Genomic DNA, 20453 nt, shown 5'->3' on the forward strand with positions numbered 1-20453 from the left:
TAACCAGTCATATATTAGACATTATTCTGGGCCGGGAGTAGGCTGCGGGTTGTGTTTGACCGGCGGCGCGCAGGCGCGGCCTTCCACCCTACCGGCCTTGCGCCGGCAATAAAAAATGAATGCAGCGACTCCTACCGCCGAAGCCGGCCTCGCGCCCGCGCCGAGCTGCGGGCAATTGTTCCAAGGGTTCCTCATGCTCGGCCTGACGGCCTTCGGCGGCGCGCTGCCGCTGGCGCGCCGCATGGTGGTCGAGAAGCACCGCTGGCTGTCCGGGGCGGAATTCACCGATCTGCTGGGCCTGTGCCAGTTCCTGCCCGGCGGCAACATCATCAACCTGTCGGTGGCGCTGGGCATGAAATTCCGAGGTCCGCGCGGCGCCTTTTCCGCGCTGATGGGACTGATCCTGGCGCCGTCGATCATCGTGGTGCTGTTGGGCATGGTCTACGACAGATTCCAGAACGATCCGCATGTGCAGCACCTGTTCGCCGGGCTGGCCGCGGCGGCGGCGGGCCTGCTGATTTCGATGGCGGTCAAGATCGGCCTGCCCGTGATCAAGCGGCGCGACTGGCTGGCCGGCGTCGTGGCCACGGCCTGTTTCATCTGCATCGCGGTGTTGCGCATTCCGCTGCTGCCGACCATGGCGGTGCTGACGCCGTTGAGCATCCTGCTGGTCTGGAGGCAAAGACGATGATGCAGACGCTGTGGGCGCTGGCCCAGATCTTCACGCAGCTGTCCGTGCTGGCCTTCGGCGGCGGCAACACCATCCTGCCGGAAATGCAGCGGCAGGTCGTCGATGTGCACGGCTGGATGACGGCCGCCGACTTTTCCGCGCTGTTCGCGCTGGGGCAGGCGGCGCCGGGGCCCAATCTCATGGTGGTCACGCTGGTGGGCTGGCACGTGGCAGGCTGGTCCGGCATGCTGGTCACCACCCTGGCCAAGTTCGGGCCGTCCTCGATCATTACCGTGATCGCGCTGGGATTGTGGGAACGCTTCAAGGACCGGCCCTGGCGCGGCATCGTGCAGGCCGGCATCTTTCCCATGACGGTCGGGCTGGTGGCCGCCAGCGCCTCGCTGATCACGGAATCCTCGGTGCACAGCTGGCTGCTGGGCGCCATCACGGCGGCGGTGGCCATCCTGGGCAGCGTCACGCGCATCCATCCGCTGTGGCTGCTGTTCGCCGGAAGCATGGTGGGTTTGCTCGGGATCGGTTAGCGTGTAGCTTGCCGCGTCGCCGCAAGGAGCGGCGCGCCATCAGCCAGGAGCAAGCCATGTCGCAGCCCGTCAGGGATCCGCAGCAGCAGCCGGCCGCCGGCCATGCGCCCGATGGGACGGGCGCGGTCCGGGCCCTGCCGTTCTTTCACGCGCATCGCAGGCTGGCGCTGAGCGCCTTGCTGGCCATCGCGCTGGGCGCGGCGTTTCGGGCGGCGGGCCTGTCCTATAGCCGCGCCGCATTGCTGGCCTTCGACGTGGCGGCGCTGGTGTTCCTGCTGGCGACGGCGCGTGCGTTCACGCGGGCCACGCCGCAATCCATGCGCGAACGCGCGCAGCTGGTCGACGTGGGCCGCAGCGCGGTGCTGTGGAGCAGCGTGGCGATCTCCTGCCTGATCGTCATGGCGCTGTGGATGGAGTTGCGCTCATCCCCGGGGGCCAGCGGCGCGCTGGACATGGTCGCGGCGGCGGTCAGCATCGTGCTGTCCTGGCTGTACATGAACATGATCTTCGCGCTGCACTACGCGCACGGCTACTACAGCCGCCGCAGTCCCACGCACAAGGGCCTGGAATTCCCCGGCACGCCGGAGCCGGACTACTGGGACTTCGCCTACTTCGCCCTGGTGCTGGGCATGACCTTCCAGGTGTCGGATGTGCAGATCGTCAACCGCCGGCTGCGGCGCACGGCGCTGGTGCACAGCGTGATCGCCTTCTTCTTCAATGTCTTCATCATCGCCATCAGCGTGAACGTGGCGGCCGGGCGGGTCTAGAGGCCGCCAGCGCCGAGGCCGGCGGGTTTCGGCAGGTCGGCTCGTCAGGCCGTCAGGCGGCGGCCAGCCGCCAGAGCGAGGTGACTTCGCGCGAGCGCGCCGCGTGCAGCGGATCGGATGCGTCGGCGGCACGCCCGTGGCGCGGCCGCGTGTCGATACGGTCGACCACCCGCAGGCCGGCTCGCGCGATCATGTCCAGCAGGTCATCGCGGCTGCGCAGGCCCAGGTGCTCGGCCAGGTCGGACAGGATCAGCCAGCCTTCGCCGCCCGGCGTCAGATGGGCGGCCAGGCCGTCCAGGAAGCCGCGCAGCATGCGGCTGTCCGGGTCATAGACCGCGTATTCGACCGGCGAGCTGGGGCGGGCCGGCAGCCAGGGCGGATTGCAGACCACCAGCGGCGCGCGGCCCGGCGGAAACAGATCGGCCTGGACGAGTTCAACGCGATTCGTCAGGCCCAGGCGTTCCAGGTTTTCGCGGGCGCAGGCCAGCGCCCGCGCATCCTGGTCGGTGGCGATCACACGAGCCAGGCCGCGTCGCGCCAGCACGGCCGACAGCACGCCGGTGCCGACGCCGATGTCGAAGGCCGTGTCGCCGGCCGGCAGCGGCGCCTGTGCCACCAGGTCCACGTATTCGCCGCGCACCGGCGAGAACACGCCGTAGTGCGGATGGATGCGGTCGCCGCCCAGCGCGGGGATCTCCACGCCCTTCTTGCGCCATTCGTAAGCGCCGATCAGGCCCAGCAGCTCGCGCAGCGAGGCCACGTAGGGCGCGTCGGCCGGACCATAAGCCTGTTCGCAGGCCAGCCGCGCGTCCGGCGCGCGGCGCAGCGGAATGCCATGGCCGGCGTCGAAGGGAATCAGCAGCATGCCCAGGATGCGGGCGCGCTGCGCCTGCGCCATGCGGTGCTGGTTGAAGGCTGCCAGCAGCGTGTCGGCCGGCTTGCGGGGACGCTTGTCCACCCGCCGCGTCATGGCCTGCAGCAGCTGGCGCGCGTTCTGGTAGTCGCCGCGCCACAGCAGTCCGGTGCCCTCGCAGGCCAGACGATAGGCCTGGTCCGCCGTGATCCGGTCGTCCGCGACCACGACGCGCTTGGGCGGCGGGGCCTCGGATTCCGAGCGCCAAAGGGCATGGCGGGGGGCCTGGTCTTCTTCCCAGTGCAGTTCGGGGGCGATCAAGCTTGGGCTCCGCGGGCGGGACGGGATGGGGGCAGGGCGGTCATGGAGGTGTTGTGATTCAAGGGCGAAGGTACGCGCGGAAAGGGGCGGCTTGGAACGCGAGGTTTTGGCTGAGACGATAGCTTAGCGTGAATCGGATTAGCCCTTTTCATCGCCGTGGCGTGACAAAAGCGCGTCGGGGGGGCATTGCCAGGACATCGATATTCGCGGACGCTAGGCCGTCGGCGGTGTCTTTGTGAAGCGAGGCAAGGGCGGCCGTCGGCAGGCATGCGCTAATCGGAGCCTCGGACTCTGAAGCCGTGCGCAGGAACGCGTAATTGCGTCCGAGAAACCACTTGGGGAGTCACGCATCATGAACAGCTTGTTTGCCATACGCGCCAAGGCTGGCGCTGGCGTTGCCGAGGTTGCGGGCGGCGGGTTGCCGCTGAATTGGATGTTGCCGGAGGGCACCGAAGTAAGTACTGTTTTTGATGAAATAGTACTGAAGGGGGGCCCAATGACCAATACCTTGACCATTGCAGAACTCAAGCGCCGCGGAATGGCTGCCCTTGAAGAGGCCCTGGCGCATGGCCCGGTGCATATCTTCAAGCGCAACAGGCCCGCCGTGGTTGTGCTGTCGGCGGATGATTACCAGCGCCTGATCGAAGGGCGGCCGGCCGAGCGTCTCGGCATGACGGCCATGCAATGGCTGCTTGCGCAGTCAGGCGCGGGCGCGCGTGACAAGGCCGAGATCGACGCCGCGCTCAAGCAGGAGCGCGACTGGTGATCGCCTTTCTCGATGCGAACGCGCTGATCTATCGGATAGAAGGGCAGGAACCCCAAGCCAGCGCGGTCCAGTCCGAATTGTCGAGATTGTCCCGCGCGCATCCGGGCTTGAGAGTTGCGCTCAGCCGGCTGTCATGGCTGGAGTGCCGCATCGGGCCGATGCGGCGCAACGATAGCGCCACACTGGCCAGGTTCGACGCGTTTTTCGCGCTGCCGGACTTGATCTGGCTGGAAATGGACTGCAAGGCGGTGGAACTGGCGGCGGCGATACGCGCCAGGCACGGCACGCGCACGCCGGACGCCCTGCAAGCCGCGTGCTGCCTGCAGCTCGGTAACGCGCATGTGATGCTGACAGGCGATACGGCATTCAAGCGCATCAGCGGCTTGAATGTTTCGTTGCTGCAATAGGGACGCCGGCGCTACCGAAGACGTCGCGCTCAGTCCGGCTTGCGGCCCGCCGGCGTCAGGCGGTCGCGGTTTTGCAGCACCGCTTCGCGCACCAGCGGATGCAGCGTTTCCTGTCCGGCTTCGCCGTCCGGCTGGCCGGCCAGGAAGTCCAGCAGCTGCGTGCGCATGCGTGGCTCCCAGAACTTGTGGATGTGGTTGGCCACGCCTTCGCCGGCCTCCTGCCGGTCTGGCATGGCTTCGAAGAACTGGCCGATGCGGTTGGCCATGCGGATCAGGTTGCCGATTTCCATGCGGGTCCGGGTCAGGAAAGAATGCGCTCGGGATGGGCGTACAGCGTGGCGTCGTCGTTGCGCAGGAAGCCCAAGAGCGTGATGTTGGCCTCTTGCGCCAGCCGCACGGCCAGCGCGGTGGGGGCGGATACGGCGGCCAGCACGGGCACGCCGGCGGCGGCGGTCTTCTGCACCATCTCGAAGCTGGCGCGGCTGGACACCAGCACCATGCCGGATGCCGCGGCCAGGCCGTGCCGCGCCAGCGCGCCGACCAGCTTGTCCAGCGCGTTGTGCCGGCCCACGTCCTCGCGCAGCAGGGCGATGGTGCCGTCGGCGCCGGCCCAGCCTGCGGCGTGGGTGGCGCCGGTCAGGTCGTGCAGGCGCTGGCGCGCGCGCATGTCGCGCATGGCGGCCAGCACGGCCTGGGCGCGCAGTGGCGCGCCGGCGGCCACGGGCGGCACCGGCCGCAGCACTTCAGGCAGGGTTTCCACGCCGCACAGGCCGCAGCCGGTGCGGCCGGCCATGGCGCGGCGGCGCGACTTGAGCCGCGCCTCGCAGGCGCTGGAGATTTCCAGCTGCACCACGATGCCGTCGCATTGCGGCGCCACGTCGATGCCGCGCACGTCGGCGGCGCTGTCGATGATGCCCTCGGACAGCGAGAAGCCCAATGCGAAGTCTTCCAGGTCGGCGGGCGTGGCCAGCATGGTGGCGTGGCTGATGCCGTTGTATTCCAGCGCGACCGGGGTTTCCTCGGCCAGGTGGTCGGCTTCCGTGGTGGACGCGACGGCGCCGGCCCGGATACGGGTCACCTGGGCGGGGATGCTGTCGTGACGGTCTTTGGCGGGCTGGCTCATGCTTTGCGTGCGTATCGTTGCGGCTGGCGGGGTGTGGCGGCGTTGCCGGCGCGCGGTTCGCGCGCGCCGGGACGGCATCATTTTCCCGTCATCGCCGCGTCGCTCTCGCGGGCCCGCTCGCGCAGCAGCTTGTGCTGGATGTCCGCGAAGCGCGACCATTGGCGCTGCCATTCCGAAGGCTGGGACACGCGCGTGACCTGCACGGCGGTGACCTTGTATTCGGGGCAGTTGGTCGCCCAGTCGGAGCTGTCGGTGGTGACGACGTTGGCGCCGGATTCGGGGAAGTGGAAGGTGGTGTATACCACGCCCGGTTGGACCCGGTCGGTCAGCGTGGCGCGCAGCACGGTCTCGCCGGCGCGGCTTTGGATGCCGACCCAGTCGCCCTCGGCCACGCCGCGGTCCTCGGCGTCCTGTGGGTGGATCTCCAGCACGTCCTCGCTGTGCCACATGACGTTGGGCGTGCGGCGGGTCTGCGCGCCGACGTTGTATTGCGACAGGATCCGCCCGGTCGTGAGCAGCAGCGGGAAGCGGCGCGTGCTGCGCTCGTCGGTGGGCACGTACTTGGTGATCATGAAGCGGCCCTTGCCGCGCACGAACTGGTCGATGTGCATGATGGGCGTGCCGTCCGGCGCCTCGTCGTTGCACGGCCATTGCAGGCTGCCCAGCCGGTCCAGCTTTTCATAGCTGACGCCGGCGAAGGTGGGCGTGAGCCGGGCGATCTCTTCCATGATCTCGCCGGGGTGGCGGTAGTTCATGGGATAGCCCAGCGCGTTGGACAGAGCCACGGTCACTTCCCAGTCCGACTTGCCGTTCCTGGGCTCCATGACCTTGCGCACTCGCGAGATGCGGCGCTCGGCGTTGGTGAAGGTGCCGTCCTTTTCCAGGAAGGACGAGCCCGGCAGGAAGACGTGGGCGTACTTGGCGGTCTCGTTCAGGAACAGGTCCTGCACCACGATGCACTCCATCGCCGCCAGCGCCGCGGCCACGTGCTGCGTGTTCGGGTCGGACTGCACGATGTCCTCGCCCTGGCAGTACAGCCCCTTGAACGTGCCGCCCAGTGCGGCCTCGAACATATTGGGGATGCGCAGGCCGGGCTCGGGCTGGATGGTCACGCCCCAGTCGCGCTCGAACAGCGCGCGCGCCGCGTCGTCGGAGATGTGGCGGTAGCCGGGCAGTTCGTGCGGGAACGAGCCCATGTCGCAGGAACCCTGCACGTTGTTCTGGCCGCGCAGCGGGTTCACGCCCACGCCCTCGCGGCCCACGTTGCCGGTGGCCATGGCGAGGTTGGCGATGGCCATCACGGTGGTCGATCCCTGGCTGTGCTCGGTGACGCCCAGGCCGTAATAGATCGAGCCGTTGCCGCCGGTGGCGTAGAGCCGCGCCGCGCCGCGCACGTCGCGGGCCGGCACGCCGGTGATTTCTTCCATCGCCTCGGGCGAGTTCTCGGGCAGCGAGACGAAGTCGCGCCATTCCCGGAACGCCTTTTCCTCGCAGCGTTCGGCGACGAAGGCTTCGTCGATCAGGTTTTCGGTGGCGATGACGTGCGCCAGCGAGGACAGCAGCGCCGTGTTGGTGCCGGGCCGCACCTGGAGGTGGAAATCGGCCTTGATGTGCGGCGAGCTGACCAGCTCGATGCGGCGCGGATCGATCACGATCAGGCGCGCGCCCTGGCGCAGCCGGCGCTTCAGGCGCGAGGCGAACACCGGGTGGCCGCTGCTGGGGTTGGCGCCCATCACGATCACCACGTCGGTGTGCATGACCGAATCGAAAGTCTGGGTGCCGGCCGATTCGCCCAGCGTCTGTTTCAGGCCGTAGCCGGTGGGCGAGTGGCAGACGCGGGCGCAGGTGTCGACGTTGTTGGTGCCGAAGGCCGCGCGCACCAGCTTCTGCACCAGCCAGGTTTCCTCGTTGGTGCAGCGCGATGAGGTGATGCCGCCGACGGCGTCGCGCCCGTGGCGCGCCTGGATGCGGCGGAATTCCGAGGCCGCGTGGTTGATGGCCTCGTCCCATGACACCTCGCGCCACGGATCGGTGATGCGCTGGCGGATCATGGGCTTGAGCACGCGTTCCTTGTGCGTGGCGTAGCCCCAGGCGAAGCGGCCCTTGACGCAGGAATGGCCACGGTTGGCCTGGCCGTCCTTCCAGGGCACCATGCGCACCACTTCCTGGCCCTTCATCTCGGCCTTGAAACCGCAGCCCACGCCGCAATAGGCGCAGGTGGTGATCACCGAGTGCTCGGCCTGGCCCATCATGATGACGGTCTTTTCCTGCAGCGTGGACGTGGGGCAGGCCTGCACGCAGGCGCCGCAGGACACGCATTCGCTGTCCAGGAAAGGCTGGTCCTGGCCGGGCGACACGCGCGATTCGAAGCCCTTGCCGGAGATGGTCAGGGCGTAGGTGCCCTGGGTTTCCTCGCAGGCGCGCACGCAGCGGTTGCAGACGATGCACTTGGACGGGTCGTAGGTGAAGTACGGATTGGACTCGTCCTTGGCGCTGTCCAGGTGGTTGGCGCCCTGGTAGCCGTAGCGCACCTCGCGCAGGCCGACCACGCCGGCCATGTCCTGCAGCTCGCAGTCGCCGTTGGCCGGACAGGTCAGGCAGTCCAGCGGGTGGTCGGAGATGTACAGCTCCATGACGCCGCGGCGCAGCTCGCGCAGCTTGGGCGTCTCGGTGTGCACCACCATGCCGTGCTCGGCCGGCGTGGTGCAGGATGCCGGATAGCCCCGGCGTCCGTCGATCTGCACCAGGCACAGGCGGCACGAGCCGAAAGGTTCAAGGCTGTCGGTGGCGCAGAGCTTGGGGATGTTGATGCCGGCCTCGGCGGCCGCGCGCATCAGCGAGCTGCCTTCGGGCACGGTGACTTCCTGGCCATCGATGGTCAGGGTGACGGTCTGCGTGGACTCGCGGGCGGGCGTGCCCAGGTCGCGGTCTCGCTTGATGACGGTTTCCAGCATGGCGGTCTCCGGGCGGGCGGCGTCAGGCCGCGCTGGCGGCGGGTGCGGGACTGTCGGCGAGGCCGAAGTCCTGCGGAAAGTGGTTCAGGGCGGACAGCACGGGGTACGGCGCCATGCCGCCCAGCGCGCACAGCGAGCCGCCCAGCATGGTGTCGCACAGGTCGCGCAGCAGATGCACCTGCTGTTCGCGCGCCGGGCCGCCGGCCATGATCTTGTCGAGGGTCTCCACGCCGCGCGTCGAGCCGATGCGGCAGGGCGTGCACTTGCCGCAGGACTCGACGGCGCAGAATTCCATGGCGTAGCGGGCCATGCGCGCCATGTCGACGGTGTCGTCGAAGGCCACCAGGCCGCCGTGGCCGATCATGGCCGAGATCCGCGCATAGGCCTCGTAATCCAGCGGCACGTCCCATTGCGATTCGGGCAGGTAGGCGCCCAGCGGTCCGCCAACCTGCACCGCGCGCAGCGGCCGGCCCGAGGCGCTGCCGCCGCCGAAGCCGTACAGCAGGTCGCGCAGCGTCAGGCCGAAGGCCTTTTCCACCAGCCCGCCGTGCTTGAGGTTGCCGGCCAGTTGGAAGGGCAGGGTGCCGTGCGAGCGGCCCACGCCATAGTCGCGGTAATAGGCCGCGCCCTTGGCCAGGATGATGGGCACCGTGGCCAGCGAGATGACGTTGTTGATCACGGTGGGCTTGCCGAACAGGCCGGAGATGGCCGGCAGCGGCGGCTTGGCGCGCACCACGCCGCGCTTGCCCTCCAGGCTTTCCAGCAGCGAGGTCTCCTCGCCGCAGATGTAGGCGCCGGCGCCCTTGCGCACTTCCAGGTCGAACCGCCGGCCGCTGCCGTGTACATCCGCGCCCAGCCAGCCGACCTCGCGCGCCCGCGCGATGGCCGCTTCCAGCGCGGCGATGGCGTGCGGGTACTCGGAGCGCACGTAGATGTAGCCCTGGGTCGCGCCCACGGCCAGGCCGGCGATGGTCATGCCCTCGATCAGCACATACGGGTCGCCTTCCATCAGCAGGCGGTCGGCGTAGGTGCCGGAATCGCCCTCATCGGCGTTGCAGACGATGTATTTCTGGTCGGCAGGCGTGCCGGCCACCGTCTTCCATTTGATGCCGGTGGGGAAGGCCGCGCCGCCACGGCCGCGCAGTCCGGAATCGATGAGTTCCTGGACGATGGCCTCGGGCGCCAGGGACAGTGCGCGCTTGAGTCCCTCCAGGCCGCCGTGCGCGGCGTAGTCCTGCAGCGACAGCGGGTCGGTCACGCCGACGCGGGCGAAGGTCAGGCGTTCCTGGTGCTTCAGGTAGGGGATGTCCTCGGTCGGACCCAGCCGCAGCGGGTGGGCGCCGCCCTGCAGCCAGCCGGCCTCGAACAGGCCGGCCACGTCCTCGGGCTGCACCGGCCCGTAGGCGACGCGGCCGGCGGGCGTGGCGATTTCCACCATGGGTTCCAGCCACAGCAGTCCGCGCGAGCCGTTGCGCACCAGCTGCACGGCCAGGCCGCGCTGTTCGGCGGCGACCTCGATCGCCCGCGCGACCGCGTCGGCATCCACCGCCAGCGCCGCCGCGTCGCGCGGCACGTAGATCCTGATCGGGGCGTTCATCGGGCGTCCTCCGGGGCGGCGGCCTGGCGGGCCTGCGCCAGCAGGCGGTCGAGCTTGTCTCGCGTCACGCGGGCCTTGGGCTGGCCGTCGATCATGATGGCGGGCGATTGCGCGCACAGGCCCAGGCAGTACACCGGCTCCAGCGTGAATTCGCCATCGGGCGTGCTGGCGTGGAAGTCGCAGCCCAGCGCGTGGCGGGCATGCTCGGCGAGCTGTTCCCCGCCCATGGCCTGACAGGACTCGGCGCGGCAGATCTCGATGACGTGCCGGCCGGCCGGCGCGCTGCGGAAGTGGGGGTAGAAGGTGATGACGCCGTGGACTTCGGCGCGGGACAGGTTCAGGGCCTCGGCGATGGTCTGCACCGCCTCGGCCGGAATACAGCCCAGCTCGTGCTGGACCGCGTGCAGCACCGGCAGCAGTGGGCCGGGCTGGTCCTTGAGCCGGGCGACGATGCGGGCTGTGGCGGCCACGGCCGGCGTCTGCGAGGCCCGGGCGGCGTCCAGCGCCTGCTGGCCGCCACGGGCGCCGCCAGTGGACGCGAGATCGGATTTTGCCTCGCGGGTGCGCATGGCGGTCTCCTCCTGATGACTGATTACGGGCCCCCGTAGGAGCGGTCAGCGGGCGGATTCCTGATCCTGATACGTGATTAATATGTTTTCAGAAGCATATTAATTGTCTGGAATCCGCGTTTTTTGTGTACTCTACTTGGCTGGAATTCCGGCTTCAATATGAAATAAATGACATATAAGTTCCAAATCGGCCTGCGGCCGCAATGGACGCTGGCGTCCGAGGGCGATGCCGGCCCGGTGCCGCTGCAGGACATGCTGGCGCTGCTGGCCGCCATCGACGCCAGCGGCAACATCGCCGGCGCCTGCCGCGCCTGCGGACTGTCGTACCGGCACGCCTGGGGCGTGCTGCGCCGTTTCGAGGGCATCTTCGGCACCGCGCTGCTGATCACCAACCGGCGCCAGGGCACGCAGCTGTCGCCCTTCGCCCAGCGCCTGCTGTGGGCCAACCGGCGCATCGAGGCCCGTCTGATGCCCACGCTGGAAAGCATGGCCTCGGAACTGCAGGAGGAACTGGCCCGGCTGCTGCCGGAAAGCGGACCGCATCTGCGCCTGCACGCCAGTCACGGCTTCGCGGTGGAATCGCTGATGCAGCGCATGGGCGGCGGCGCCGGCCTGGAGCTGCGCTATCGCACCGCGATCGAGGCGCTGGCCTCGCTGGAGCGGGGCGAATGCGACCTGGCCGGCTTCCAGGTGCCGCTAGGCGAGTTCGAGGAACCCATCATGGCGCGCTATGCCCAGTGGCTGCACGCCGACGACTACCTGCTGATCCACCTGGCCGTGCGCAATACCGGCCTGTTCGTGGTGGCGGGCAATCCCAAGAATATCCATGGCATCGCCGACCTGGCGCGCGGCGATGTGCGCTTCGTGAACCGCCAGATCGGTTCCAGCACTCGCCATCTGATCAGTCTGATGTTGCAGCGCGCCAATGTCTCCATCGGCGACGTGCTGGGCTACGAAAGCAATGAATTCACCCACATGGCCATCGCCGCCCATATCGCCAGCGGCATGGCCGATACCGGCGTGGGCGTGGAGACGGCGGCCCGGCGCTTCGGGCTGGATTTCATCCCGCTGGTGCGCGAGCGCTATTTCTTCGCCATCCGCAGGAGCGCGCTGGAGACGCCGGCCATGCGCGAGCTGCTGGCCATCCTGCGCAGTCCGGACTACCTGGGCTACGTCGGCCAGCTGGCCGGCTACGACACCCGCGACACGGGCCGGCTGCAAACCCTGGACGAGGCTTTTTCCTGAGCGCCTCGCGGACGGCGCCGGGCTATGATTCCACCATGACCAAAGTGATTTTCCTTGCCGATCGGCGCGGTGGCCTGCCCGCCGTCGCGCCCGGCGCCCTGCCGCCGGCGGGGCAGCCCGCGCTCGACCTGCGCGCGCGCCCCTTGCGCGACCTGCGCATCTCGGTCACGGATCGCTGCAATTTCCGCTGCACCTACTGCATGCCGCGCGAGGTGTTCGACAGCAGCTATTCCTTCATGCCGCATTCAGCGCTGCTGTCCTTCGAGGAGATCGCGCGGCTGGCCAGTGTGTTCACGCGGCTGGGCGTGGAAAAGCTGCGCCTGACCGGCGGCGAGCCGCTGCTGCGCAAGCATGTGGAGAACCTGGTGAGCCAGTTGGCCGCGTTGCGCACGCCCGACGGCCGGCCGCTGGACCTGACCCTGACCACCAACGGCAGCCTGCTGGCGCGCAAGGCCGAGGCACTGAGGCAGGCCGGGCTGTCGCGCGTGACGGTGAGCCTGGACGCGCTGGACGCGACCATGTTCCAGGACATGAGCGACAGCGGCTTCACGCCCGACGACGTGCTGCGCGGCGTGGATGCGGCGGCCGAGGCCGGGCTGGCCCCGGTCAAGGTCAACATGGTGGTGCGGCGCGGCCTGAACGACGGCCAGATCCTGCCGATGGCGCGGCGCTTCCGCCACAGCGGCCACGTCCTGCGCTTCATTGAATACATGGACGTGGGTAACACCAATGGCTGGAACATGGCCGAAGTGGTGCCCAGCAGCGAAGTGCTGGCGCGCATCGGCCAGGAATTCCCGCTGGAGCCCGTCGTCGCGGATGCCATGGGGCGCGTGGCTGAACGCTGGCGCTACCTGGACGGCGGCGGCGAGATCGGCCTGATCTCCAGCGTGACGCAGGCCTTCTGCGGCGGCTGTACGCGGGCGCGCCTGTCGCCCGAAGGCAAGCTGTACCTGTGCCTGTTCGCGCACGACGGCCACGACCTGCGCGCGCCGCTGCGCGACGGCGCCAGCGACGACGAGCTGGCCGCCATCATCGCCGGCATCTGGGCGGCGCGCGGCGACAACTATTCCGAGCTGCGCGGGCGCAACATGGCCGATCCCTCGCGCAAGATCGAAATGAGCTACATCGGTGGTTGATCCTGCCATGCCTGACCGTCAGGCGCTCGCCGGCCTGGTCCTGGCCGGCGGCCAGGGTTCGCGCATGGGCGGGCGTGACAAGGGGCTGGTCCAGTTGCGGGGCGAGCCGCTGGCGGGGCATGCCGCGCGCCGGCTGGCGCCGCAGGTGGGAAGGTTGATCATCAGCGCCAACCGCAACGCGGACAGCTACGCGCGCTATGGCGAGGTCGTCGGCGACGGGGTGGCGGGGCTGCAGGGCTGGCCCGGGCCGCTGGCCGGCGTGATGGCGGGCTTGCTGGCCGCCGGCGACGCGCAATGGCTGGTGGTCGCGCCCTGCGATACGCCGTTCCTGCCGCCAGACCTGGCCGCGCGCCTGGTCGGCGCGGCGCTGGCGACGGGTGTGCCGCTGGCCTATGCCAGCGCGGACGGGGTGCGCCATCCGGCCTGCATGGCGCTGCGGGTGTCGTTGCTGCCCGCATTGCGTGAGTATCTGGCGTCGGGCGAGCGCCGGGTGGGGCTGTGGCAGTCGCGCCTGGGCGCGGCCGAAGCCCGTTTCGACGAGACGCCCGAGGCCTTCATGAACGTCAACACCCCGGAAGAGCTGGAGCGGGCCGAGCGCTACGCCAGCCAGTGACGCAGGTCGTAGTAGGGGACGCGGTCCTTGTCCTGCACTGGCGTATCCGCCGGCACGCGCGCCAGTCCGGTGGACCAGGGCAGCGAGCTGATCACGCCGGACCCCTGGTGGCCGTAGGGCACCAGTTCGGCCGAGCCGTCATCGGCCACGCGGCGCTGCACGCGCAGGAATTCCTCGCGGCTGTCCTGGCGCGTGCGCTCGGTGCGCAGCGGCAGCAGGCTGACCGGCGGGAACAGCGTTTCGCGGCCCTGCATGCGGCGCACCAGCGGCGTCACCAGCAGCGTGAACACGGCATAGGCCGACACCGGGTTGCCCGGCAGGCTGACCACCGGCTTGCCGCCGATCTGCGCCAGGGCCACCGGCTTGCCCGGCTTCATGCGCACCTTCCACAGCGACAGTTCGCCGCCCAGGGTCGCCAGCGCCGGCTTGACCAGGTCGCGCTCGCCGACCGACACCCCGCCCACGCTCAGCACCAGGTCGCAATCGGCCAGCAGCGTCTTGAACGCGGCCAGCAGGTCGGCCTCGGTGTCGCGCGCATGCAGCACGTGGACCGGCTCGGCGCCCATGCCGCGCGCCAGCGCGGCCAGCATGGGGCCGTTGGAGTTGTAGATCTGTTCGGGCGCGCGCGCGGCGCCGGGCGGCACCAGCTCGTCGCCGGTGGTCAGGATGCCCACGCGCAGGCGGGCGCGCGCCGGCGCCGTGGCCATGCCCTGCGAGGCCAGCAGCGCCACGTGGGCGGCTTCCAGCACCGTGCCGGCGGCCAGCAGCGGCGCGCCGGCCAGGGTGTCCTCGCCGCGCAGGCGGATGTGCTGGCCCAGGGCGGGCGGGCGCGAGATGCGCACGTGGCCGTCGGCTTCCTCGGCGTCTTCCTGCATGACCACCACGTCGGCGCCTTCGGGAATCAGGCTGCCGGTGAACAGGCGGATGGCGTGTCCCGGCTTGAGCGGCTCGGGCGTGTCGCCGGCGTAGCAGCGCTGCTGCACCGGCAGGCGCGCGGCGTCGCTCCAGTCGGCCGCGCGCAGCGCGTAGCCATCCATCGCGCTGTTGTCGGCGGGGGGAATGTCGACGGTCGCGGTCAGGTCGCGGGCCAGCACGCGGCCGGCCAGGTCGGCCAATGCGACGTCCTCGACGCGGTCTAGCGGGCCGGCGGCGTTGGCCAGCAGGGTCTGGGCGTGATCGAAATCCAGCATGGGGTCAGTTGTCTTCGCGATTCTTGAAGTGCGTGGCGAAATTGCAGGGGCGATGGCCGCTGTCGAGCTGTTCGCGGATGATGCGCGTCCAGGCGGTTTCGCAGGCGTTGTTGGAGCCGGGCAGGCAGAACAGCAGCGTCTGGTTGGCGTAGCCGGCAAGGGCCCGCGATTGCAGGGCCGAGCTGCCGATCTCTTCGTAGGACAGCTGGCGGAACAGCTCGCCGAAGCCGGGAATCTGTCGGTCCAGCAGCGGGCCGATGGCCTCAGGCACGGTGTCCTTGTGCGAGAAGCCCGTGCCGCCGGAGGTCAGGATGACCTGCACGGCGGGATCGGCGATCCAGTCGCTGATGATGCGGCGGATCTGGTAGAGGTCGTCCTTGACGATGTCGCGGCGCACGCATTGATGGCCGGCCTGGGCCAGGCTCTGCGCCAGCAGGTTGCCGGAGGTATCGTCGCCGGGGCCGCGCGTGTCGCTGACGGTCAGCACGGCGCAGGCCAGCGATACGGGTTCGGCGGGGGCTTGCTTCATGGCGTGTCCTTGTTGCCGGCCGGGGGCTCGTCCCAGGACCGCGTGCGGTCCTCGTCGGCCTGGCGCTGTTCGACCCAGAAACGCTTGCCGCCGGCCAGCGTCTCGCTTTTCCAGAAGGGCGCGCGCGTCTTGAGCGCGTCGATGATGTATTCGCAGCCACGGAAGGCGTCGCCGCGGTGGGCGCTGGCGGCGGCCACGAACACGATCTGGGCGTTGCGCGACAGCGCGCCGACGCGGTGCACGATCACGGTGCCGGCCAGGTTCCAGCGCGCGCGGGCCGTGGCGGCGATGTCTTCAAGCTCGCGCTCGCACATGCCGGGATAGTGTTCGAGGAACAGCGTTTCGGTCGGCGCATCGGGTGCGTAGTCGCGCACGTAGCCCACGAAGGTGACGATGCCGCCGACGCCCGCGCCGGCCTGCTCGCGCAACGCGGCGGTCAGGGCCGCGCCGTCGAAATCGGCTTCCTGGACGATGACCACATTGGCGCTCATGCTCTAGCCTCCGGTCACGGGCTCGAATACCGCGACTTCGTCGCCGGGGCGGATCACGACCGTGGGCTTGGCATGGGTCTGGTTGACGGCCAGCTTCAGGCGCGAGGCCGGGGCTAGCTGCGGATAGCGCTCGCCCAGCGCGGCCAGCAGTTGCGCGCCGGTGGATTCATCGTCCAGCGGCCAGGCCTCGCCGCGCTTGCCGACCAGTTCGGCCACGCGCGCGAAGTACAGCAGATCAATCGTTGCGCCACTCACCGCTCTTTCCTCCCGCCTTGTACTTCAGGCGAACTTGCTCGATCACGATGCCCTTGTCGGCCGCCTTGCACATGTCGTAGATGGTCAGCGCGGCGACGCTGCAGGCCGTCATGGCTTCCATTTCGACGCCGGTCTTGTAGCTGGTGCGGCAGGTGGCCAGGATGTCGACGCGATGGGCTTCGTCGTCCAGCGCGAACTCCACGCCCACGAAGGACAGCGGCAGGCTGTGGCAAAGCGGGATCAGCTCGGCGCAGCGCTTGGCGGCCAGGATGGCGGCCACGCGCGCGGTGTTGAGGACTTCGCCCTTGCCCTGGCCGGGCGCGGTCAGCAGGCCGTAGGCCACCGCGTTCAGGCGCACGCTGGCCGCGGCGACCGCCACGCGCTCGCTGTCCGCCTTGCCGATGACGTCGACCATGCGGACCTGGCCGGCTTCGTCCAGGTGGCTGAGAGTGGGGGCGGAGGAGGACATGGGTCGGGATCGAGAATTGTTAATGATTGAAAATAGCGGCCGCGGCGGACCGGCATGGTCCGGGTCGGGCCGCTGATACGCCCTATGATAGACGAGCCGTGCGGGGGGCGCGATAATCGCCCGCAAAACACGTACCCGACGCGCGGCCAGTGCCTACAATTTGTCGTACCAGGAGACTCGCGATGCCCATGCGGATGCCAAAGTTCAGGTTCACCCGGCGCGTCGGCAAGATTCTCTTGTCCATCGTGGCCGTGGCGCTGCTGCTGTGCGGCGTGGCGGCCTGGCAGGTGCCCAAGGTGCTGCGCTCCGTCCTGACCGAGGACGTCTCCAAGATGCTGGGCCGCGACGTTTCCGTCGGCAAGATCAGCTTCAATCCCTTTACCCTGACCGTCCGCGCGCGGGACCTGGCGATCGCGCAGCCAGGATCCGAGACACCGCTGCTGACGCTGGCCGAACTGGACGCCAGCGCCGCCTGGAGTTCGCTGTTCTGGTTCGCGCCGGTGGTGGACCGGCTGACGCTGCGCGAGCCGAAGATCGCCATCGTGCGCGAGGACGTCACGCGCTTCAACTTCTCGGACGTGCAGCAGCGCGTGGCCGAGATGAGCGCCGCCAAGCCCGAGGAACCGCCCAAGCCCGACGAAGGCCTGCCGCGCTTCTCGCTCAACAACATGCGCATCGAGGGCGGCTCGGTCACGCTGGACGACAAGGTCACCGGCCGCAAGCAGGTGGTGGACGAGTTCACGCTGGGCGTGCCGTTCATCTCCACCTTCGGCTATGCCACGGACATCGACGTGCAGCCCCGGCTGCACCTGCGCATCAACGGCAGCCCCTTCGACCTGACCGGCGTGGCGCGGCCCTTCGAGAAGGTGCCGTCCTCGACGCTGAACGTGACCTTCTCCGGCCTGCAGCTGGAGAAGTGGGCCGACGTGTGGCCCATGCCGCTGCCGTTCAAGCTGGAGCGCGCGCTGCTCGATTCGAACCTGCGTGTGGTGTTCGAGCAGCCCAAGGATGCGCCGCCCAAGATCCGGGTGGTGGGCGATCTGGGCCTGCGCCAGTTCGATCTGCGCGACAAGTCGGGCGCCGAGCTGGCGTCCTGGAGCGCGCTGACGGTATCGCGGCTGGAACTCGAACCGATTGCGCGGCAGGCCTATATCGGCGATGTCGGCCTGTGGGCGCCGCAGGTGCATGCGCGCCGCTACGAGAACCTGAGGCTGAACTGGCAGGACGTGGCCGAGCAGCTGCAGCAGCTGGGCGCCAAGCCCGGCGCGGCCAAGCCTGCGGGTGGCAAGCCGGTTGCGGGCAAGCCGGCGGATGCCAAGACACAGGATGCCAAGGCCGCGCCGAATGCGGGCAAGGCCGCCGCCCAGCCTGCGGATCCGCAGGCCTCGGCCAAGGTCTCCGCCGCGCAGGCTGGCGCACCCGAAGCGGGCAAGGCGGCTTCTGCTGCGGCAGCTGCCAAGCCGGCGGGCGCGAAACCGGCGGATGCTAAGGCCGGAGATGCTAAGGCGGCTGATGCGAAGAGTGCCGATGCCAAGGCGGCCGAAGCCAAAGCCGCCGAACCCAAGTCTGCGATTCCCGCCGCAGGCGGCGCTGCGGCTGGCGCGGCCACGCCGTCGGCGTCCGCTGCCGCGGGCGCCGCGCCTCCGGATGGTCCGGCAGGCACGGCCCCGGCGCCCCAGCCGGCCGAGCCGGCCGAATGGAAGATCACGCTGGACGCCTTCAATATCCATGAAGGCGAGCTGCACCTGACCGATGCGGTCAGCAAGCTCGACTACTCGATGACCGGCATCGCGGCCACGGTCGAGGGCGTGGAGATTCCGCAGCAGAAGGATCGCCCGATCAACCTGTGGCTGACGGTGGACAACAGCACCGACGGTGGCTGGATCCGCGCCAAGGGTCCGCTGGTGCTGCAACCGCTGGCGCTGGAAATGTCCTTCCGCATGGGCAACGTGGCGCTGGCGCCGTTCGCGCCGGCCGTGCGCAGCGCCGCGCCGATCACGCTGCAGGACGGTCGCGTGGCGCTGTCGGCGCAAGTGCACGTGCTGGACAAGGGCGGGGCGGTGGACGTGTCCGCCACCGGCGCGCAAGCCGAGCTGACCCAGTTCAAGGCGCGCGACGAATCCCTGAAGCCCGCGTTGGATGTCGCGCTGCAGCGCCTGCACCTGACCGCCGACCGGCTGGCCATGGGACCGGGACAAAGCAATTTCACGCTGGACGCCGATGGCGTGCAGGGCAACGGCAAGCTGGCCCTGAAGGGGGCGTTCACGCCGCAGCCGCTGACGCTGCGCACCTCGGTGGACCTGTCGGCGTTGAACGTGGCCTCGTTCGCGCCTTATTTCGCCTCCAGCCTGAACGCCACCGTGCGCGCCATCACGCTGGGAGCCAAGGGCGAAGCGGCCTTCGCGGCCGCCAACGGCAAGACGCCGCTCTCGGCCGCCTGGAAGGGCGGAGTGGAAGTCACCGACCTGGACCTGCAGGACCGCGTCAACAAGGACGATTTCCTGAACTGGAAGCGCCTGGCGTTCTCCGGCATGGATATCTCCGTCGCCGGCGACAAGATCGGCGCCAGGCTGGGCGATATCGCGCTGGACGATTTCTACGGTCGCATCCTGCTCAACGCGCAGGGCCGGCTCAACGTGATGGACCTGGTGGCCGCGCCCGGACAGGCGGGCGGCTCCATCACCCAGGACACGCAGACGCCGGCGCGCCGCGCCGCGCCCGAACCCGCCGCCAAGAGCGGCGGCATGCCCGATATCTCGCTCAACAGCGTGACCCTGACGCGCGGCCGCATGACCTTCACCGACCGCTTCGTCAAGCCGAACTACGTGGCGGAGCTGTCCAGCATCGACGGCTCGATCTCGGCGGTGTCGTCCAGCAATCCTCAGCCCGCCAAGGTCAAGGTCACGGGCCGTGTGTACACCACCGCGCCGCTGTCGATCAGCGGCGTGGTGCAGCCCTTCGCCAAGTTCCTGGCACTGGACCTGAAGGCGTCGGCCAAGGGCGTGGACCTGCCGCGCTTCAACACCTATTCCGCCAAGTACGTGGGCTATCCCATCAAGCGCGGCAAGCTGTCGGTCGACCTGGAATACAAGATCAAGGATCGCGCGCTGACCGCCAGCAACCATGTGGTGCTGAACCAGCTGACCTTCGGCGACAAGACCAACAGCCCCGACGCGACCAAGCTGCCGGTGCTGCTGGCCGTGGCGCTGCTGAAGGACTCGCGCGGCAATATCGACATCAACCTGCCGATTTCCGGTTCGCTGGACGATCCGGAGTTCTCGGTCGGCGGTATCGTGGTGCGCGTGGTGCTCAACCTGGTGGTCAAGGCGGTGACTTCGCCCTTCAGCCTGCTCGCCTCGGCCTTCGGCGGCGGCGAGGAGCTGTCCTACGTGGAATTCGCGCCGGGCAGCGCGGCGCTGACCGAGGATTCCCAGCAGCGCATCGACACGCTGATCAAGGCCCTGACCGACCGTCCCGGCCTGAAGATGGATCTGAGCGGCCGCGCCGACCCCAAGACCGACATGGAGGGCCTGCGCCAGGCCTGGATCGAAAGCAAGATCCGCGCCGCCAAGGCCGCCGCCGTCGCGCCGCGCGGCAAGAAGCCCAACCCGGCCGGCGTCGACGTGTCGCCCGCCGAGCGCTCCAAGTACCTGGAAGAGGTCTACGGCGATACCGACATCAAGGACAAGCCCAGGAACCTGATCGGCATCGCCAAGTCCATACCGGATGCGCAGATGGAGGAAATGCTGCGCAGCGTGGCGCCGGTGGGCGACGAGCAGCTGCGCCAGCTGGCCGACGCGCGCGCCCAGGCCGTCTATGAGAAGCTGCTCGCTCACGAGGGCCTGGCCGAGCGCGTCTTCATCGTCGCGCCGCAATTGGATGCCGACGGCATCAAGGACGATGGCGTGCCGTCGCGGGTGGAGTTCTCTCTGAAATAGAGGGATGAGCCCACCCCC

General features: G+C 69.1%; 20 protein-coding genes. 9 read left to right on the forward strand and 11 right to left on the reverse strand.

The genetic code is table 11. From position 1 onward, the window contains the following. Window positions 1-115: 115 nt before the first annotated feature. The 3 genes from ACEU5R_RS03695 to ACEU5R_RS03705 are packed head-to-tail and all read left to right on the forward strand — an operon-like array spanning window position 116 to window position 1979. Window positions 116-691, forward strand: a complete 576-nt coding sequence (locus ACEU5R_RS03695; RefSeq protein ID WP_103275913.1) for a chromate transporter — start codon at window positions 116-118, stop codon at window positions 689-691. Continuing rightward, entirely contained in the window at window positions 688-1212 is a 525-nt protein-coding gene (locus ACEU5R_RS03700; RefSeq protein ID WP_103275912.1) for a chromate transporter, read from the forward strand. Before ACEU5R_RS03695 ends, ACEU5R_RS03700 begins: the two co-directional genes overlap by 4 nt. A gap of 56 nt (window positions 1213-1268) precedes the next feature. Continuing rightward, on the forward strand, window positions 1269-1979 hold the full coding sequence (locus ACEU5R_RS03705; RefSeq protein ID WP_103275911.1) for a DUF1345 domain-containing protein: 711 nt from the start codon (window positions 1269-1271) through the stop codon (window positions 1977-1979). Window positions 1980-2031: 52 nt separating this feature from the next. Here the strand turns inward: ACEU5R_RS03705 and ACEU5R_RS03710 are convergent, their stop codons facing one another. Next, a complete protein-coding gene (locus ACEU5R_RS03710) occupies window positions 2032-3153 on the reverse strand; it encodes a methyltransferase (RefSeq protein ID WP_392409127.1) in 1122 nt (373 codons plus the stop codon). Between the two features lie 352 nt (window positions 3154-3505). Between ACEU5R_RS03710 and ACEU5R_RS03715 the strand changes: the two genes are divergently transcribed. After that, window positions 3506-3919, forward strand: a complete 414-nt coding sequence (locus ACEU5R_RS03715) for a type II toxin-antitoxin system Phd/YefM family antitoxin (protein ID WP_103275909.1) — start codon at window positions 3506-3508, stop codon at window positions 3917-3919. Next, window positions 3916-4326: a PIN domain-containing protein gene (locus ACEU5R_RS03720; protein ID WP_158658492.1), complete on the forward strand. Its 411-nt coding sequence runs from the start codon at window positions 3916-3918 to the stop codon at window positions 4324-4326. Before ACEU5R_RS03715 ends, ACEU5R_RS03720 begins: the two co-directional genes overlap by 4 nt. A gap of 29 nt (window positions 4327-4355) precedes the next feature. On the opposite strand, the gene ACEU5R_RS03725 is transcribed toward ACEU5R_RS03720, so the two are convergent. The 5 genes from ACEU5R_RS03725 to ACEU5R_RS03745 all read right to left on the reverse strand — a co-directional run bounded on the left by ACEU5R_RS03725 (window position 4356) and on the right by ACEU5R_RS03745 (window position 10569). Further along, window positions 4356-4616: a formate dehydrogenase subunit delta gene (locus tag ACEU5R_RS03725; RefSeq protein WP_103275907.1), complete on the reverse strand. Its 261-nt coding sequence runs from the start codon at window positions 4614-4616 to the stop codon at window positions 4356-4358. Window positions 4617-4627: 11 nt separating this feature from the next. Beyond that, the gene (gene fdhD, locus ACEU5R_RS03730) at window positions 4628-5449 is read right to left on the reverse strand and encodes a formate dehydrogenase accessory sulfurtransferase FdhD (protein ID WP_392409128.1); all 822 of its coding nucleotides are present in this window, start codon (window positions 5447-5449) and stop codon (window positions 4628-4630) included. Window positions 5450-5526: 77 nt separating this feature from the next. Further along, window positions 5527-8403, reverse strand: coding sequence for a formate dehydrogenase subunit alpha (gene fdhF, locus ACEU5R_RS03735; protein ID WP_392409129.1), 2877 nt, complete (start codon window positions 8401-8403; stop codon window positions 5527-5529). Between the two features lie 22 nt (window positions 8404-8425). Beyond that, window positions 8426-10000: a formate dehydrogenase beta subunit gene (locus ACEU5R_RS03740; protein WP_392409130.1), complete on the reverse strand. Its 1575-nt coding sequence runs from the start codon at window positions 9998-10000 to the stop codon at window positions 8426-8428. Beyond that, window positions 9997-10569, reverse strand: coding sequence for a formate dehydrogenase subunit gamma (locus tag ACEU5R_RS03745; RefSeq protein ID WP_392409132.1), 573 nt, complete (start codon window positions 10567-10569; stop codon window positions 9997-9999). Before ACEU5R_RS03745 ends, ACEU5R_RS03740 begins: the two co-directional genes overlap by 4 nt. Window positions 10570-10737: 168 nt before the next feature. On the opposite strand from ACEU5R_RS03745, the gene ACEU5R_RS03750 reads away from it, so the two are divergent. The 3 genes from ACEU5R_RS03750 to mobA are packed head-to-tail and all read left to right on the forward strand — an operon-like array spanning window position 10738 to window position 13563. Further along, window positions 10738-11814: a substrate-binding domain-containing protein gene (locus ACEU5R_RS03750; protein ID WP_392409133.1), complete on the forward strand. Its 1077-nt coding sequence runs from the start codon at window positions 10738-10740 to the stop codon at window positions 11812-11814. Between the two features lie 35 nt (window positions 11815-11849). Further along, a complete protein-coding gene (gene moaA / locus ACEU5R_RS03755; protein WP_392409134.1) occupies window positions 11850-12950 on the forward strand; it encodes a GTP 3',8-cyclase MoaA in 1101 nt (366 codons plus the stop codon). A 7-nt stretch (window positions 12951-12957) separates the two neighbouring features. Further along, window positions 12958-13563, forward strand: coding sequence for a molybdenum cofactor guanylyltransferase MobA (mobA, locus tag ACEU5R_RS03760; protein WP_392409135.1), 606 nt, complete (start codon window positions 12958-12960; stop codon window positions 13561-13563). Here the strand turns inward: mobA and glp are convergent. Genes glp through moaC form a run of 5 tightly spaced genes read right to left on the reverse strand, consistent with a single transcriptional unit; the run spans window position 13548 to window position 16497 of the window. Further along, a complete protein-coding gene (glp, locus tag ACEU5R_RS03765) occupies window positions 13548-14753 on the reverse strand; it encodes a gephyrin-like molybdotransferase Glp (RefSeq protein WP_392409136.1) in 1206 nt (401 codons plus the stop codon). The genes mobA and glp overlap by 16 nt on opposite strands. A gap of 4 nt (window positions 14754-14757) precedes the next feature. Next, window positions 14758-15282 carry a molybdenum cofactor biosynthesis protein B gene (gene moaB, locus ACEU5R_RS03770; RefSeq protein ID WP_103275898.1) on the reverse strand — a complete coding sequence of 175 codons (525 nt, stop codon included), beginning with the start codon at window positions 15280-15282 and terminating at the stop codon, window positions 14758-14760. Beyond that, on the reverse strand, window positions 15279-15773 hold the full coding sequence (locus ACEU5R_RS03775) for a molybdenum cofactor biosynthesis protein MoaE (RefSeq protein ID WP_392409137.1): 495 nt from the start codon (window positions 15771-15773) through the stop codon (window positions 15279-15281). Before ACEU5R_RS03775 ends, moaB begins: the two co-directional genes overlap by 4 nt. Before the next feature lie 3 nt (window positions 15774-15776). Beyond that, complete coding sequence (locus ACEU5R_RS03780) at window positions 15777-16028, reverse strand: MoaD/ThiS family protein (protein WP_103275896.1); 252 nt, start codon at window positions 16026-16028, stop codon at window positions 15777-15779. Next, window positions 16009-16497, reverse strand: coding sequence for a cyclic pyranopterin monophosphate synthase MoaC (gene moaC / locus ACEU5R_RS03785; protein WP_103275895.1), 489 nt, complete (start codon window positions 16495-16497; stop codon window positions 16009-16011). The genes ACEU5R_RS03780 and moaC overlap by 20 nt, the downstream gene beginning before the upstream one ends. A 182-nt stretch (window positions 16498-16679) precedes the next feature. Here moaC and ACEU5R_RS03790 point away from each other — a divergent pair, with 182 nt between their 5' ends. Further along, complete coding sequence (locus ACEU5R_RS03790; RefSeq protein ID WP_392409138.1) at window positions 16680-20435, forward strand: DUF748 domain-containing protein; 3756 nt, start codon at window positions 16680-16682, stop codon at window positions 20433-20435. The last annotated feature ends 18 nt before the right edge of the window (window positions 20436-20453 follow it).

This window comes from Achromobacter sp. 413638 (assembly GCF_043119405.1).
Lineage (GTDB): Bacteria > Pseudomonadota > Gammaproteobacteria > Burkholderiales > Burkholderiaceae_B > Achromobacter.

Bases quoted from the DNA above. Each gene is read 5' to 3' on its own strand.
- ACEU5R_RS03695 (WP_103275913.1), top strand. From the start codon at position 116: ATGAATGCAGCGACTCCTACCGCCGAAGCCGGCCTCGCGCCCGCGCCG.
- ACEU5R_RS03700 (WP_103275912.1), top strand. From the start codon at position 688: ATGATGCAGACGCTGTGGGCGCTGGCCCAGATCTTCACGCAGCTGTCC.
- ACEU5R_RS03705 (WP_103275911.1), top strand. From the start codon at position 1,269: ATGTCGCAGCCCGTCAGGGATCCGCAGCAGCAGCCGGCCGCCGGCCAT.
- ACEU5R_RS03715 (WP_103275909.1), top strand. From the start codon at position 3,506: ATGAACAGCTTGTTTGCCATACGCGCCAAGGCTGGCGCTGGCGTTGCC.
- ACEU5R_RS03725 (WP_103275907.1), bottom strand. From the start codon at position 4,616: ATGGAAATCGGCAACCTGATCCGCATGGCCAACCGCATCGGCCAGTTC.
- fdhD (WP_392409128.1), bottom strand. From the start codon at position 5,449: ATGAGCCAGCCCGCCAAAGACCGTCACGACAGCATCCCCGCCCAGGTG.
- fdhF (WP_392409129.1), bottom strand. From the start codon at position 8,403: ATGCTGGAAACCGTCATCAAGCGAGACCGCGACCTGGGCACGCCCGCC.
- ACEU5R_RS03740 (WP_392409130.1), bottom strand. From the start codon at position 10,000: ATGAACGCCCCGATCAGGATCTACGTGCCGCGCGACGCGGCGGCGCTG.
- ACEU5R_RS03745 (WP_392409132.1), bottom strand. From the start codon at position 10,569: ATGCGCACCCGCGAGGCAAAATCCGATCTCGCGTCCACTGGCGGCGCC.
- ACEU5R_RS03750 (WP_392409133.1), top strand. From the start codon at position 10,738: ATGACATATAAGTTCCAAATCGGCCTGCGGCCGCAATGGACGCTGGCG.
- moaA (WP_392409134.1), top strand. From the start codon at position 11,850: ATGACCAAAGTGATTTTCCTTGCCGATCGGCGCGGTGGCCTGCCCGCC.
- mobA (WP_392409135.1), top strand. From the start codon at position 12,958: ATGCCTGACCGTCAGGCGCTCGCCGGCCTGGTCCTGGCCGGCGGCCAG.
- glp (WP_392409136.1), bottom strand. From the start codon at position 14,753: ATGCTGGATTTCGATCACGCCCAGACCCTGCTGGCCAACGCCGCCGGC.
- moaB (WP_103275898.1), bottom strand. From the start codon at position 15,282: ATGAAGCAAGCCCCCGCCGAACCCGTATCGCTGGCCTGCGCCGTGCTG.
- ACEU5R_RS03775 (WP_392409137.1), bottom strand. From the start codon at position 15,773: ATGAGCGCCAATGTGGTCATCGTCCAGGAAGCCGATTTCGACGGCGCG.
- moaC (WP_103275895.1), bottom strand. From the start codon at position 16,497: ATGTCCTCCTCCGCCCCCACTCTCAGCCACCTGGACGAAGCCGGCCAG.
- ACEU5R_RS03790 (WP_392409138.1), top strand. From the start codon at position 16,680: ATGCCCATGCGGATGCCAAAGTTCAGGTTCACCCGGCGCGTCGGCAAG.